Source organism: Spirosoma rhododendri, from assembly GCF_012849055.1.
In the GTDB taxonomy this organism is placed as follows: domain Bacteria; phylum Bacteroidota; class Bacteroidia; order Cytophagales; family Spirosomataceae; genus Spirosoma; species Spirosoma rhododendri.
Map to the genome: position 1 here is coordinate 5,583,296 of NZ_CP051677.1, position 12,557 is coordinate 5,595,852.

Consider the following 12,557-nt stretch of genomic DNA (forward strand, 5'->3'; position numbering starts at 1 on the left):
CAGGCTCTGAATGACAGAAGAGTCGGAAAACTGAATACAAACTTTGTGTTCTCTGTGCCTCTGTGTTGAAAAAATTATCGCGTTAACTTTAGCCCCATTATGGCGGAGCAGCGCGATTATTTTGAGGATGTGTATCAGGTCGTCCGGCAGGTGCCGAGCGGACGTGTGACGACCTACGGGGCCATTGCCCGGTATCTGAGTCTGCGGGCCGGTGCGCGGATGGTCGGCTGGGCGATGAACAGCTCGCACGGCCACAACGTACCCGCCCATCGGGTCGTCAACAGCCAGGGCATCTTGTCGGGCAAGCACTTCTTCGGCGGCCCAACGATTATGCAGCAGCTACTCGAAGATGAGGGTGTTCAGGTCACCGACGACCGCGTTGTCGATTTCAAAACCAAACTCTGGGACCCGTCGGAAGAGTTGGCGATGTAGTCAATTTTTGTACAATCTCTGTCATCCCGAGCTTGCGAGGGATCTTCGGTAATAGGCGGTTTTTCCTACTTCTACCGAAGATCCCTCGCAAGCTCGGGATGACAGAGAACCTAACAAAACGCCTACGCCAGTAACCCCTTCTTCTCGTTGTAGAGCTTCCAGATCAGTTCGCCGAACAGCGTATTAGCCCAGGCAAACCACTTGCGGGTGAATTTCGTCGGGTCGTTTTTGTGGAACGACTCGTGCATGAAACCGGTGTTGGCGTGGCAGCGCTGAAGCATGTTCAGGCAGGTCTTGATTTCGCTGTCGTTCGTGCTCGTCAGTGCGCGCAGAATGATGCTCATCGGCCAGATCATGTCCATGCCCGCGTGTGGCCCGCCGATGCCTTCGCCCGCTGTGCCTTTGAAGAAAAACGGGTTTTCCGTACTCAGCACATATCGGCGCGTGTTCTGGTAAATCGGGTCACTAACCGGTACTGAACCCAGATACGGCATCGCCAGCAGACTCGGCACATTGGCGTCGTCCATCAGGTTGTAGCTACCGAAGCCGTTTACTTCATAGGCGTAAATTTTCCCAAACTGCGGGTGCGTCACAACGGCGTGGGCTTTTAGGGCTGCGTCGACTTCGTTGGCCAGCGACGTGCAGGCGTCGGCAGCGGCTTTGTCTTTGTGAATGGCCTGGAGCATCTCGGCCGCCTGCCGCAGCGACACCACCGCAAAGAAGTTCGACGGAATCAGATACGGGTAGATCGTCGCGTCGTCGCTGGGGCGGAACATCGAGCAGATCAGGCCGTTGGGCTTGGCTGGATAACCGTAGCCACCCAGCGGTACGCCATCCGTTGCCCAGGTCGTGCGCCGTTCGAATTTGTACGGACCATTGCCGTTTTTGCGCTGCTGCTCCCGGAATGTTTTCACCGTCAGGGCCACCGATTCGCGCCAGTCCTGATCGAAGGGCGTGGTATCACCGGTGCGTTTCCAGTACTGATACGCCAGCCGAACGGGGTAGCACAGGCTGTCGATTTCCCACTTGCGTTCGTGCAGGCCGGGCTGCATATCGGTCACGTCGTCTTTCCACTCACTGACCTTGCTGGCGTCTTTGTAGAACGCGTTGGCGTACGGGTCTTTTCGAATGCACTGCACCTGCCGGTTGATAACGCCCGCGATCAGTTGCCGCAGCTTGTCGTCGGTTTTGATGAGCGACAGATAGGGCGTCACCTGCGCCGTTGAATCGCGCAGCCACATCGCGTCGATGTCGCCGGTGATGACGTAGGTATCGGGCTTACCGTTGGCCGTTGAAAAGTCGACAGTCGTGTCGAGCGTGTTGGGAAAACAGTTGCCAAACAACCACGCCAGTTCGGGATTTACCTTGCTTTGGCTGACGGTCTGAATCGCTTTCTCCACCGCCGGACTGGTGAAGTTGCGGTCTTTTTCGGCCACGCGTACTACGGGAAAATCGGCCCCGGTCCGGGCGAAGCTAAAGGCGGGTTGCGCCAACACACCGGCAGCTGCCAGCGAACTTTGTTGTATGAAATGACGACGGTCCATGAAGGTTGGTTTAAGGTTCGCGGTTCAAGGTTTAATGTTGGTTGCTGGCGGGAGCCAACCTTAAACATCAGACCTTAAACGTTGAACCCACTACAGGTTTCTGATATACTTCTGCCCGCCGAGGTAACGCATCTGCCGGGCGATTTGCCGGGTGCGACGCTGCACGTAGTTCGACGGATTACGGATGGAAAGCAGAATGGGATTGGGCAGGACGGCCGCAATACGGGCCGCTTCGTTGCGCGATAGCTCTGCCGCCGAATGATGATAAAACCGCTCGGAAGCCGCTTCGACACCGAACGTCATCGGCCCGGTTTCGGCAACGTTCAGGTACACTTCCAGGATGCGTCGCTTGCCCCAGATCAGTTCGATTAGCGTAGTAAAATACACTTCCAGCCCTTTGCGGATATAGCTGCGGCCGTTCCAGAGAAACACGTTTTTGGCGACCTGCTGTGAGATGGTACTCGCCCCACGCGGGCGTTTACGGTGTTGATTTTCGCGAATAGCGTCCTGAATTTCGTCGAAGTCGAAGCCCCAGTGACGCGGAAAATCCTGATCCTCCGACGACACAACGGCCAATGCAGCTTCCTTGCTGATGTTATCGTAGGAACGCCATTTCTTATAGACATGGCTGCTTTCGTCGGTGCCGAACGTATCGAACCACCGCGACACAATCAGGGGCGTCACCCAGATTGGTACGTACTTGAGTACGACCACAGCCCCAAATGAAGTAACGAAGAGAAACAACACCGCCCGGACCAGAAACCAGTAGACCTGTTCCAGCACCGGTCGCTCCCGCATAAACTGCCGGAGTGCCGACAGCCGCCCGGTACTGCGCTTCGCCGACGAACTCCGCTTGTCCGCCTTGGGGCGGGGGGACTGCGTTGGTTTCATCGGATGGTCGTTGGGTAAGCGGGGGCTCATGTACTGCGGGCTGAACTGCGAAAATGGGCAATTTTCAGTTATTCAACAAACAGCGTAGCGGCAACCCGGTCGGCAAAAAGCTTCCCGGCGGGTGTCAGGCGCAACAGGTCACCGTCGCGCAGGAGCCAGCCGGTTTTGTCGAGTTCGGCCAGTTCGCGACGCTGCTTTTGGGTAAAATCAGCCCCCAGCAGCGCGTCGAGTTCCGCTAGCGAACAGCCCCACTGTGTGCGCAGGCCCGTCAGCAGGTACTCGTTGACCTGATCGGCCACGGTCAGTTCTTCAACCGTCGCGGGCAATACACCCTGCCGAATATCAGCGATGTAGCACGCGTTGTTGGCCACGTTGTACTGCCGACTTGTGCCGTTGTAGGAATGCGCGCTTGGCCCAACACCCAGATACGGCCGACGTTGCCAGTAGGCCGTATTGTGACGGGCGTAGTGGCCGGGTTTGGCAAAGTTGGAAATCTCGTAATGCTCGTAACCCGCCCCGGTCAGCGCGGTTGTCAGTTGCTCAAACTGCGTCGCGGCCAGTTGTTCATCGGCGGGGGGTAGTTTGCCGCTCCGCTCCCACCGCCCGAAGGCCGTGTCGGGTTCAATGGTCAGCGCATAGGCCGAGAGGTGCGGTACATCGAGTGACAGCATCGTAGCCAGATCTGTTTCCCAGACAGATTCTGCACGGTTGGGTATGCCATAGATCAGGTCGACGCTGAGATTAGCAAAGCCAGCCTGTCGCGCCCGGTCGACGCTGGCGAAGGCTTCGGCGGCATTGTGTGCCCGATTCATCCACCGCAGACTTGTTTCATCGAAGGTCTGAATACCGATGCTCAACCGGTTGACGTACCGGCGCAGCATCGTCAGCTTAGCAGGATCGGCCAGATCGTCGGGGTTGGCTTCGAGCGTGATTTCGGCGTCGGGGGCAACGGTATATTGGCCGTGAATAGTCTCGAACAATCTGCCAAGTTCAGCCTCCGTTAGCAGCGATGGCGTGCCCCCGCCGAGATAGATCGTTTCAAGCGTCTGGCTGGGCAGGTATTCCCGTTGCAGGTTGATTTCGGCACAGATGGCATCAACCAGTTCGGCCTTACGACTCAGGTTAGTACTGAAATGAAAGTCGCAGTAGTGGCAGGCTTGCTTGCAGAAGGGAATATGGACGTACAGATGCATTGTACCGGTATGACAATAGCCCGGCAAAATCGGTTCAGATACTCACCTCAGCGACTTTTCCAGCACGATTTTTAGCCCGTACCGCCCCGGTTCGGTACCGACAATGTCAAAGCCCGACCTAATGTTTAGTAGCAGCATACTCCGCCACTGATTGTACGTCTGGGTGCGAATGGTTCGATAGCCCTGCGACCGGCACCAGTCGTGTTGCTGCCGCATCAATTCAGCCGCGACGCCCTGCCCGCGAAACGCCGGATCAACGCAGCCGAGCCAACTGTAAAACAGGCCGGGTTCGCGCTCGTAGCCAAACTTACAACCGACGACGACATCGTCGGAAATAGCTAGTTGTGTGAGAAAGGAAGGGTACTTGGCGGTAACCAACAGATCGTCGCGAAAGTCGTCGGACGTGCGGTTGGTGAATACGGTTGCCAGCAGATTAATCGTCCCCGTCAGGCGGGGTTCCGGCGGCACCGTAGCGAAGATTTCGTACTGCATAGTCACAGCGCGAAACTACATATGAAAACTAGACAAGCAAACGTCCCGATCAGTCCGGGCACTTCTTACAGCGCTTCCCTTTCTTGTACTTCTTACAGCACGATTTCAATACGCACTCCGTATTCAGAAACGGGTTCGACTTTGCGGGTTGCTGGGTTGGGGTGCTCAGCGTGTATTCGTCAATCTGCACTACTTCCGTATTCATTCGCTCTTGCTCGTTGCGAGAGCAAAGGTATACTTATTTAGAACAAGTAAAAATTAAAATTGCTTCGAGATACGATCGTACAAGCCGTCGCTCATCCGGGGACCGCGAAACCTGCCGGATATATGTGTAGAGACGCGATCCTTCGCGTCTCAGCACGCGTCAGCCAGACCATCCGGTACGAAGACCATCCGGGTGCTGAGACGCGAAGGATCGCGTCTCTACATGACCTGATTATCAGCTATTTATCTCCCCTGTCATGTATAGCTGCACCTGACCGCTGATGCAGACGCGGTCGCCGTCGAGCTGGCAGCGGAGATAGCCGCCACGGGGTGAGATTTGCCGGGCAGTCAGATTGTTCCGGCCCAGTTTTTCAGCCCAGTACGGAATCAGCGTTGTGTGTGCCGAGCCGGTGACGGGGTCTTCATCGATACCCGACTGGGGGCCGAAGAAGCGCGACACGAAATCAACGTTCGAGTCGGGGCCAGCGGGCGCCGTTACGATGATACCCCGCGCCGGGATGCTGCTCATCTCCCTGAAATCAGGATTTAGCGCCCGCACCGTGGCTTCCGAATCGTAGACAAGCATATAATCAGAACGCCCTTTTAGTACTTCAATGGGGCGTGTACCCAGGCTTGCCATCAGGGCAGGCGGCTGCACATTGGCTTTCTGCACCGGGTCGGCGGGGAAGTCGAGCGTCAGCCAGTTATCATCAGTACGGCTGACTTTTAGTTGACCACTGCGCGACTCAAAACAGATTGTATCGGCAGTCGACTGGTTTTCCAGAAAGAATACGACGTAACCCGTTGCCAGCGTCGCGTGACCGCACAGATCGACTTCAACCGTGGGCGTAAACCAGCGAATATGGAAGTTGTTATCTCCCTCCGTTTTAACGTAAAAAGCGGTTTCCGCCAGGTTGTTCTCAGCGGCAATCTTCTGCATCTGCTCGTCGGAAATCCAGTCGGTCAGGGGCACAACGGCCGCCGGATTACCACAGAACAGTTGATCGGTAAACGCATCAAGTTGGTAGAGACGCATGAGTTTAGTCGTTACAAGAAAGGTTTAGTCAATAGGAGTAGGCTTCAGTTTTATCAGGGCAGCAAATAAGTCGGGCGACCAGTCGGTCAGGGCGTTGAGTTTCATGTCGGCAATGGCAAACTTCGGGTCATCGCGCTCAAAATCGGCGGGGACGGCTACCGTAATCGTACCGGCCGAGTGCGCCGACAGCACACCGCTACCCGAATCTTCAAACGCAATGCAGTTAGCAGCGTTAACGCCCAGTCGTCTTGCCGCTCCCCAATATACGTCGGGAGCCGGCTTGTTGTTTGCTTCGAGCGTGGCTGAGTGCCAGAGCGTTAGTCGATCGCGAATAGCCAGCCGGTCGATTACCACTTCGATCAGGCTCATGGGCGATGCCGACGCAATGGCGACCGGTATGTCGCGTTCGTTGAAGAAATTCAGCGCGTCGATAGCACCCGGCATCGGCTGAGCCAGGGCACCGATGCGCTCGTGAGCGCCCTCCGTGATGCGGTCAGCGATTTCACCCAGCGTCGCTCCGGGACCTTCCGCCCACGGATGCCGCAGGTACCAGTAGTTGACCACCGCCGGAATCGGCATCCCCGTCGTTTGTTTGCACTGATCGTCGGTCAGAAATAAGCCGACCGTATCGAAAACAGCGCGTTCGGCCGCCCGCCAGTGGGGTTCAGAATCCACCAGCAGACCGTCCATATCAAATAAAGCAGCGTGTATCAAAATTTCCGTTTAACGTTTGATGGTCAAGGTTTAAGGTTCGATTCCGGCGCAACGTTGACCGTTAAATCTCAAGTCCTAAACCCTATTACAAATTTGCCTGCATGAACGGGCGGGTATCGATTTTGTCCCAGACCCGCTGCACAACGTATGGGTCGCCGGCCAGGTACGTGTTTAGCTCCGCTTCCGAATCGAGATTCAGTACCAGCATCGACCCGACCATACGACCCGTCGAGTCGAGGAGCGCCCCCCCAATTACAAACTTACCCAGTGCGTTAAACTTCCTGATGTAATCGAAATGGGCCGCCCGGGCCGCCATCCGTCGCGCCAATGCGTCGGCGTCGGTATGGTCGTAGGCGTAAACAACGTACTGCATATTAACTGGGTTTAATACAGGCAAGATACCAGAAGTTGGGCCGTATGTCAATAAGCCGTCTGATTTGGCGAATCGGCAAACCAGCTTTTTCCATAAGCGCGTCTTCCTGCCTACCCGGGCAAGGGCTGTCAATCGTGTAAATCGGCCTTTTGTGCGTATTTTCCGGCTTCGACAACCTGTTTCCACTTCTTCAGCCAATGAATCGACTGCTTTGCAGCTTATTACCGCTGCTTCCTTTCGCCGTTTGTGCCCAGCCACAGCCCGCGCGTCAACGCCCTACCCTGACTGTTGAGTCGATTATGCAGGACCCCAAACTCAGCGTTGGCACCTCGCCTTCCAACCCGTTCTGGTCCGACGATTCGCGCACAATTTATTTTAGCTGGAATCCCGACCGGGCCAAAAACGATTCGCTGTATAAGGTTACGCTGACGAACGGCAAAACGCTGACGCCGTCGAAACCGCAGAAGGTTAGTCCCGCCGAACGACGTGCGCTGCGTATCGATCAAAGCCCGATCTATAACCGTGCCCGCACGCAGCGCGTCTACGAATCGCAGGGCGATCTGTTCTGGGTCGACACAAAGACCGGGCGGGTGCGTCAACTGACCAATACCGTCGATTCCGAAACCGACCCCCGCTTCAGTGGCGATGAAAAGCGGGTTACGTTCCGGCGCAGCGGGTCCAATCTGTTCAGTATTGACCTGACCACCGGCGAATTGGCGCAGCTAACCGACTTCCGGCCCGGTGCGAAAAAGAGTGATTCGAAGCCAAACGACGAAGAGAAATTTCTGAAAGCCGAGCAGTTACGATTGTCGTCCGTCGTGACGGAGCGAAAAGAACGCAAAGACGAAGCGGAGCGGCTGAGCAAACTCGACCGCCCCAAACGGCCAAAGGAAATTTACCTGGACGATAAGCAACTGGTGGGTCAACAGATAAGTCCCGACGGTCTGTTTGTAACGTACCGGTCCGTAAAGAGCGCGTCGGGGGCCAAAACGGCTCAGGTGCCCAACTACGTCACAGAGTCGGGCTTCACCGAAGATATTCCGGCCCGCACCAAAGTCGGAGCCCCCCAGTCGACGCAGGAGTTTTTCGTGTACGACGTGCAGAAAGACACCGTTCGGACGATTAGCGTAAAATCGCTGCCCGGCATTACCAACCGACCTGCTTATCTGGCCGAAGCAACGACGGGCAAAGCCAAAGCTGATACGTCGAAGAAAATGCGGGCCGTCACGTTCAGCAACGTCGTCTGGTCGGAAGATGGCAAAGTAGCCGTGGTTGTTGTCCGGTCGGGCGATAACAAAGATCGCTGGATCACCCGACTCGACCCCGCTACGCTGACAATGACCGTACTGGACCGGCAGCACGACGACGCGTGGATTGGCGGGCCGGGCATCGGCGGGTCGTTTTCGCCGGGTAGTATGGGCTTTCTGGCCGACAACCACACGCTCTGGTTTCAGTCGGAAGCCGATGGCTATTCGCACCTGTACACAGTCGACGCGCTGGCCCCAGGCACGAAAAAGCAATTGACATCAGGGAAATTCGAGGTGCAGCAGGCTCAGTTGTCGGCTGATAAGCAATCGTTTTTCCTGCAAACCAATGAGGTCCACCCCGGCGAACAGCACTGGTACAAAATGGCCGCAACAGGTGGTACGCGCACCCGCCTGACCACCCTGCCGGGGGCTAACGACCTGACCATTTCGCCCGACGAACGGTACGCTGTAATTCGGAATTCGTCGGCCACGCAACCGTGGGAACTGTACCTGAGTCCGCTGGTCACAGCCGCGAAAACCACCGCTGCCCCCGCTCGGCTGACGGAGTCACAAACCGACGTGTTCAAAAGCTACGCCTGGCGTGAACCGACGTACGTAACCATTCCGGCCCGCGACAACCAGCCGATCTACGCCCGGCTCTACAAGCCTGCTCAGCCGACTGGCAAGGCGGTCGTATTCGTCCATGGCGCGGGGTATCTGCAAAACGCGCACAAGTGGTGGAGTCAGTATTTCCGCGAATACATGTTCCATAATCTGCTGGTCGACAAGGGGTATACCGTGCTCGACATCGACTACCGGGGCAGCGCGGGCTACGGCCGCGACTGGCGGACGGGTATCTACCGGCACATGGGCGGCAAAGACCTAACCGACCACGTCGATGCGGTACAATGGCTGGCTAAAACGCAGGGGGTCGATGCAGGTAAAGTGGGGGTCTACGGCGGGTCGTACGGTGGCTTCATCACGCTGATGGCAATGTTCACCACGCCCGATGTGTTCAAAGCGGGGGCTGCCCTTCGCCCCGTTACCGACTGGGCGGCTTATAACCACCCCTACACGGCCAATATCCTGAACGAACCGCAGAACGATTCGCTGGCCTATCGCCGGTCGTCGCCGATCAATTTTGCGGAAGGGTTAAAAGGCAACCTGCTCATCTGCCACGGGATGGTCGACGTCAACGTTCATTTTCAGGATGCCGTCCGGCTGTCGCAGCGGTTAATCGAACTGAAAAAAGAGAATTGGGAACTAGCCCCCTACCCCGTCGAAGATCACGGCTTCATAGAGCCTACGAGCTGGATGGATGAATACAAGCGCATCCTGAAGCTGTTCGAGGAGCGGCTGTAAGGTGTAGCCTGGACGTCCACGTCCGGGTGGCCGTCAGGGCAACCTGCATAGGCGGCAACTTTTAGGCCGCTTCGCGTCCACCCGGACGTGGACGTCCAGGCTACACACTCACTTCTTCAATGCCTCGAATAATTCCAGCGACCGACGCATAAACAGCACTTCAGACGGCACGTGCTTCTGATTCTTCAGCGTTACCAGACTGATCTGGCTGGCCCCCTGCTGCTGCATGAGTGAGCAGGTTTGCTGCGAGATAAAGTACGGTATCACTTCATCCTGATCACCATGAATCAGATACGTGCGACTGCGGACAGCCCGGCTGGTCAGGTCATTGTCGAGTAACGCTTTTCCAAACGTGGAGGCCGGATTACGCACATCGGCGCGGAACTGATCGGTGCAAATCTTGTCGAAGCTGACGGTAAATGACCGGGCGTTATCGAGCGAAACGGCAAGCTGCTCGGCATAAGGCGATTTGAAGTAGTAGCTAAGCGGCTTGCTGCCGTTGTACAGCTTGTTATAAACCACCGTTTGCCAGACATACAGGTAGTTGACCACGCCGGGACTGCTGGTTGTCTGGTGGGTGATGTAGTCGAAAAAAGACGCCATAGCATACGGCCCCGATCCGCAGCTGGTACCGGTCAGCGGCAGTTGGTCGGCGTACTGCTGCTCGATAAGCTGTTGCGCCGACAGCGTTGCGTAGCCCCCCTCCGAAAAACCCGCCAAAAATACCTGCCCGTTCCAGCTGGGAGTAGCCTGTTGCTGAAGCCATTCGTTGGTGGCGCGCAGCATATCGGCGGTAGCATGGGCGAGCGACGCCCGGTTTTCGTACGGGTGTGCAACACTACTGGCATCGCCATAACCCACATAATCGGGGCAGGCCACGATGTAGCCGTGGGTAGCGAAGTAGAGCGGATATGAAAAGTCAGGCTGTGTATAATCGTAACCCGATGGCACCTCCGCGTTTGAAAAGGCCGTCGGATGTTGGTAACCCAGTATCGGAAATAGCTGGGCACCACCCGATGATACCGGCAGATACACAATCCCCGACGCCGTAATGGGCGTACCATCTTCCAGCGTTGTTTGGTACGTCAGTCGCTGGATACTCAGGCTGAACGAACCGGGGGTATATACGAGCGAATCATTGGGCGACTCGAGCGAGTGCAGCACCTTGTTGGTGTAGGTCGTAACGAGTGATTGATGAATCAGGACGGGGTCAGGTTTAACGTCGCCCGGCTGACAGGCGGCCAGCATAAACAAAGAGAACGTACTAATCAGGTAAACGAAACGATTCATAAACAGCCCCCAAGGGCAGTGAGTAAATTGATAGTTACGGAGGAGCGGTTTAGGTATTATTCCGGAATACGCCAGGGTTACCCTGATTCGTGGCAACGCAAGCGTTATCTGTTGACGTCAACAATTCCGAAGTCGTCACATAAAAGCGTTAATCACCTGACAGATTAAGTCAGCCTCGGCTATTGTCACCGCCGGGTTCAATGGCAAACTAAGCACCTCCCGGTGGATCTGCTCGGACACCGGAAACGATAGCGCATTTAATTCGCTGTAGGCTTGCTGCTGATGCGGGGGTACGGGGTAATGCATGTCGGTTCCGATACCGTGCTGATCCAGCCAGTTACGCAGGTCGTCGCGACGGGGGTGCCGAATGACAAACAAATGCCACGCGTCCTGCCCGATCTGATCGGCCGGGGGCAGCAGCACGTCGGGGTGTTTGATCTGGGTGAGGTACTGCCGGGCAATGGCTCGGCGGTAATCGTTTTCGGATTCGAGAAACGGTAATTTTTCCAGCAGCACGGCTGCCTGCATCTCATCGAGCCGACTGTTACGCCCGACATACGTATTGACATACCGCTGCGTCGATCCGTAGTTGCGAAGCGCCCGCAACCGGTCGGCCAGGGCATCGTCGTCGGTGGTAATCGCGCCCGCATCCCCCAGCGCCCCCAGGTTTTTGCTGGGATAAAAACTCCAGCCAGCGGCATCGCCCAGTTGCCCGGCCCGCCGGGTGCCGTATTGCGCGCCGTGCGCCTGCGCGGCATCTTCCAGAATCCGCAGGTTATGGTTGGTAGCAATCAGCCGAATAGCGTCCATCTCGCAGCAACGCCCATACAGGTGTACTGGCAAAATGGCTTTCGTACGGGGGGTGATGGCTGCTTCGATACGCAGCGGGTCGAGCAGCATTGTGCGCGGATCCGGCTCGACCAGCACCGGAATAAGCCCGGCCTGACTGACGCTCAATATCGACGCGATATACGTGTTGGCGGGTACGATGACTTCGCTGCCGGACGGAAAATCCCAGGCCATCAGCACCAGTGTCAGCGCATCGAGGCCATTGGCGACCCCAACACAATGCCGCGTACCAACCAACTGCGCGAAGGCTGCTTCAAACGCCTGAACCTCCGGCCCCAGCACGTACCAGCCCGATGCGGTAACCCGGCTAACCGCTGCCTGTATACGCGGCAGGTGTGGCGTGTTTACCCGCTCCAGATCAAGAAACGGAATCATTTGGTAGTTTTCAGGTCAGATTCGACCAGTCGACGGCTACCGGGATACGGTTCGTAGATGTAATCGTCGGGATCGTAAGGGTGGTTCGACACAACCAACAATACCGCATCGTTGGTAAACTCGTCCATAATGTGCCAGTCTTCGGGCTCCAGCACCAGACACTGCTGGGGATCGGTGAGCTGGTACGTCGTTTCCTGCGTCCCGTCGTGATTGTACACACGACAGCTACCGTTCAGACAGATCAGCGCATTCACCGACTGTACGTGCCGGTGTCCGGCGCGCGGCTGGGCTCCGGCGCCGTAGATGTAAAAGACGCGTTTAATCCCACCGAATAGTATGTTGTCGAAAACGGTCAGATGACCGGATTCCGACGAGTACGTTTTTAACTGGTAGAGTTTCGCCATTCAGGGAGATAAAGTCTGCTTCTTAGATAGGATGCTGGGCTGTTGTACGTTATAGTGTGTTTAGAATCACTCCAAATATATTGATTAATGCGTATGATGTTGCTACACACATGTGAACCTTACACAGCGGACCCGATTTCCTACATCGATT

At 56.3% G+C, this 12,557-nt stretch carries 13 protein-coding genes; 2 read left to right on the top strand and 11 right to left on the bottom strand.

The genetic code is table 11. From position 1 onward, the window contains the following. Positions 1–99 precede the first annotated feature (99 nt). Complete coding sequence (locus tag HH216_RS23470) at positions 100–432, top strand: MGMT family protein (RefSeq protein ID WP_169553072.1); 333 nt, start codon at positions 100–102, stop codon at positions 430–432. A 122-nt stretch (positions 433–554) separates the two neighbouring features. Here HH216_RS23470 and HH216_RS23475 read toward each other — a convergent pair whose 3' ends face one another. The 8 genes from HH216_RS23475 to HH216_RS23510 all read right to left on the bottom strand — a co-directional run bounded on the left by HH216_RS23475 (position 555) and on the right by HH216_RS23510 (position 6,879). Beyond that, the gene (locus tag HH216_RS23475) at positions 555–1,976 is read right to left on the bottom strand and encodes a glycoside hydrolase family 125 protein (RefSeq protein ID WP_169553073.1); all 1,422 of its coding nucleotides are present in this window, start codon (positions 1,974–1,976) and stop codon (positions 555–557) included. A gap of 90 nt (positions 1,977–2,066) precedes the next feature. After that, positions 2,067–2,867, bottom strand: coding sequence for a monofunctional biosynthetic peptidoglycan transglycosylase (gene mtgA, locus HH216_RS23480; protein ID WP_174842728.1), 801 nt, complete (start codon positions 2,865–2,867; stop codon positions 2,067–2,069). 68 nt (positions 2,868–2,935) lie between these two features. Next, positions 2,936–4,060, bottom strand: a complete 1,125-nt coding sequence (gene hemW, locus HH216_RS23485) for a radical SAM family heme chaperone HemW (RefSeq protein ID WP_169553074.1) — start codon at positions 4,058–4,060, stop codon at positions 2,936–2,938. 42 nt (positions 4,061–4,102) lie between these two features. Then, positions 4,103–4,552, bottom strand: coding sequence for a GNAT family N-acetyltransferase (locus tag HH216_RS23490; protein ID WP_169553075.1), 450 nt, complete (start codon positions 4,550–4,552; stop codon positions 4,103–4,105). Between the two features lie 49 nt (positions 4,553–4,601). After that, positions 4,602–4,757, bottom strand: coding sequence for a hypothetical protein (locus tag HH216_RS23495; protein WP_169553076.1), 156 nt, complete (start codon positions 4,755–4,757; stop codon positions 4,602–4,604). A 234-nt stretch (positions 4,758–4,991) separates the two neighbouring features. After that, the gene (locus tag HH216_RS23500) at positions 4,992–5,792 is read right to left on the bottom strand and encodes a PhzF family phenazine biosynthesis protein (RefSeq protein ID WP_169553077.1); all 801 of its coding nucleotides are present in this window, start codon (positions 5,790–5,792) and stop codon (positions 4,992–4,994) included. A 24-nt stretch (positions 5,793–5,816) separates the two neighbouring features. After that, positions 5,817–6,482: an HAD-IA family hydrolase gene (locus tag HH216_RS23505; protein WP_254448582.1), complete on the bottom strand. Its 666-nt coding sequence runs from the start codon at positions 6,480–6,482 to the stop codon at positions 5,817–5,819. A gap of 109 nt (positions 6,483–6,591) precedes the next feature. Beyond that, positions 6,592–6,879 carry a YciI family protein gene (locus tag HH216_RS23510; RefSeq protein WP_169553079.1) on the bottom strand — a complete coding sequence of 96 codons (288 nt, stop codon included), beginning with the start codon at positions 6,877–6,879 and terminating at the stop codon, positions 6,592–6,594. Positions 6,880–7,076: 197 nt separating this feature from the next. Between HH216_RS23510 and HH216_RS23515 the strand changes: the two genes are divergently transcribed. Beyond that, positions 7,077–9,488, top strand: coding sequence for an alpha/beta fold hydrolase (locus tag HH216_RS23515; protein WP_408641755.1), 2,412 nt, complete (start codon positions 7,077–7,079; stop codon positions 9,486–9,488). A 108-nt stretch (positions 9,489–9,596) separates the two neighbouring features. Here the strand turns inward: HH216_RS23515 and HH216_RS23520 are convergent, their stop codons facing one another. The 3 genes from HH216_RS23520 to HH216_RS23530 form a co-directional block, all read right to left on the bottom strand. Further along, positions 9,597–10,778, bottom strand: coding sequence for an alpha/beta hydrolase (locus HH216_RS23520; protein ID WP_254448583.1), 1,182 nt, complete (start codon positions 10,776–10,778; stop codon positions 9,597–9,599). A 135-nt stretch (positions 10,779–10,913) separates the two neighbouring features. Then, on the bottom strand, positions 10,914–12,002 hold the full coding sequence (locus tag HH216_RS23525) for a DegT/DnrJ/EryC1/StrS family aminotransferase (RefSeq protein ID WP_169553080.1): 1,089 nt from the start codon (positions 12,000–12,002) through the stop codon (positions 10,914–10,916). Next, entirely contained in the window at positions 11,999–12,406 is a 408-nt protein-coding gene (locus HH216_RS23530) for a sugar 3,4-ketoisomerase (protein WP_169553081.1), read from the bottom strand. Before HH216_RS23530 ends, HH216_RS23525 begins: the two co-directional genes overlap by 4 nt. Positions 12,407–12,557: the final 151 nt, after the last annotated feature.

What these genes read in the sequence shown, in the direction of transcription:
- HH216_RS23470 (WP_169553072.1), top strand. Translation starts at nt 100, where the DNA reads ATGGCGGAGCAGCGCGATTATTTTGAGGATGTGTATCAGGTCGTCCGG.
- HH216_RS23475 (WP_169553073.1), bottom strand. Translation starts at nt 1,976, where the DNA reads ATGGACCGTCGTCATTTCATACAACAAAGTTCGCTGGCAGCTGCCGGT.
- mtgA (WP_174842728.1), bottom strand. Translation starts at nt 2,867, where the DNA reads ATGAAACCAACGCAGTCCCCCCGCCCCAAGGCGGACAAGCGGAGTTCG.
- hemW (WP_169553074.1), bottom strand. Translation starts at nt 4,060, where the DNA reads ATGCATCTGTACGTCCATATTCCCTTCTGCAAGCAAGCCTGCCACTAC.
- HH216_RS23490 (WP_169553075.1), bottom strand. Translation starts at nt 4,552, where the DNA reads ATGCAGTACGAAATCTTCGCTACGGTGCCGCCGGAACCCCGCCTGACG.
- HH216_RS23495 (WP_169553076.1), bottom strand. Translation starts at nt 4,757, where the DNA reads ATGAATACGGAAGTAGTGCAGATTGACGAATACACGCTGAGCACCCCA.
- HH216_RS23500 (WP_169553077.1), bottom strand. Translation starts at nt 5,792, where the DNA reads ATGCGTCTCTACCAACTTGATGCGTTTACCGATCAACTGTTCTGTGGT.
- HH216_RS23505 (WP_254448582.1), bottom strand. Translation starts at nt 6,482, where the DNA reads ATGGACGGTCTGCTGGTGGATTCTGAACCCCACTGGCGGGCGGCCGAA.
- HH216_RS23510 (WP_169553079.1), bottom strand. Translation starts at nt 6,879, where the DNA reads ATGCAGTACGTTGTTTACGCCTACGACCATACCGACGCCGACGCATTG.
- HH216_RS23515 (WP_408641755.1), top strand. Translation starts at nt 7,077, where the DNA reads ATGAATCGACTGCTTTGCAGCTTATTACCGCTGCTTCCTTTCGCCGTT.
- HH216_RS23520 (WP_254448583.1), bottom strand. Translation starts at nt 10,778, where the DNA reads ATGAATCGTTTCGTTTACCTGATTAGTACGTTCTCTTTGTTTATGCTG.
- HH216_RS23525 (WP_169553080.1), bottom strand. Translation starts at nt 12,002, where the DNA reads ATGATTCCGTTTCTTGATCTGGAGCGGGTAAACACGCCACACCTGCCG.
- HH216_RS23530 (WP_169553081.1), bottom strand. Translation starts at nt 12,406, where the DNA reads ATGGCGAAACTCTACCAGTTAAAAACGTACTCGTCGGAATCCGGTCAT.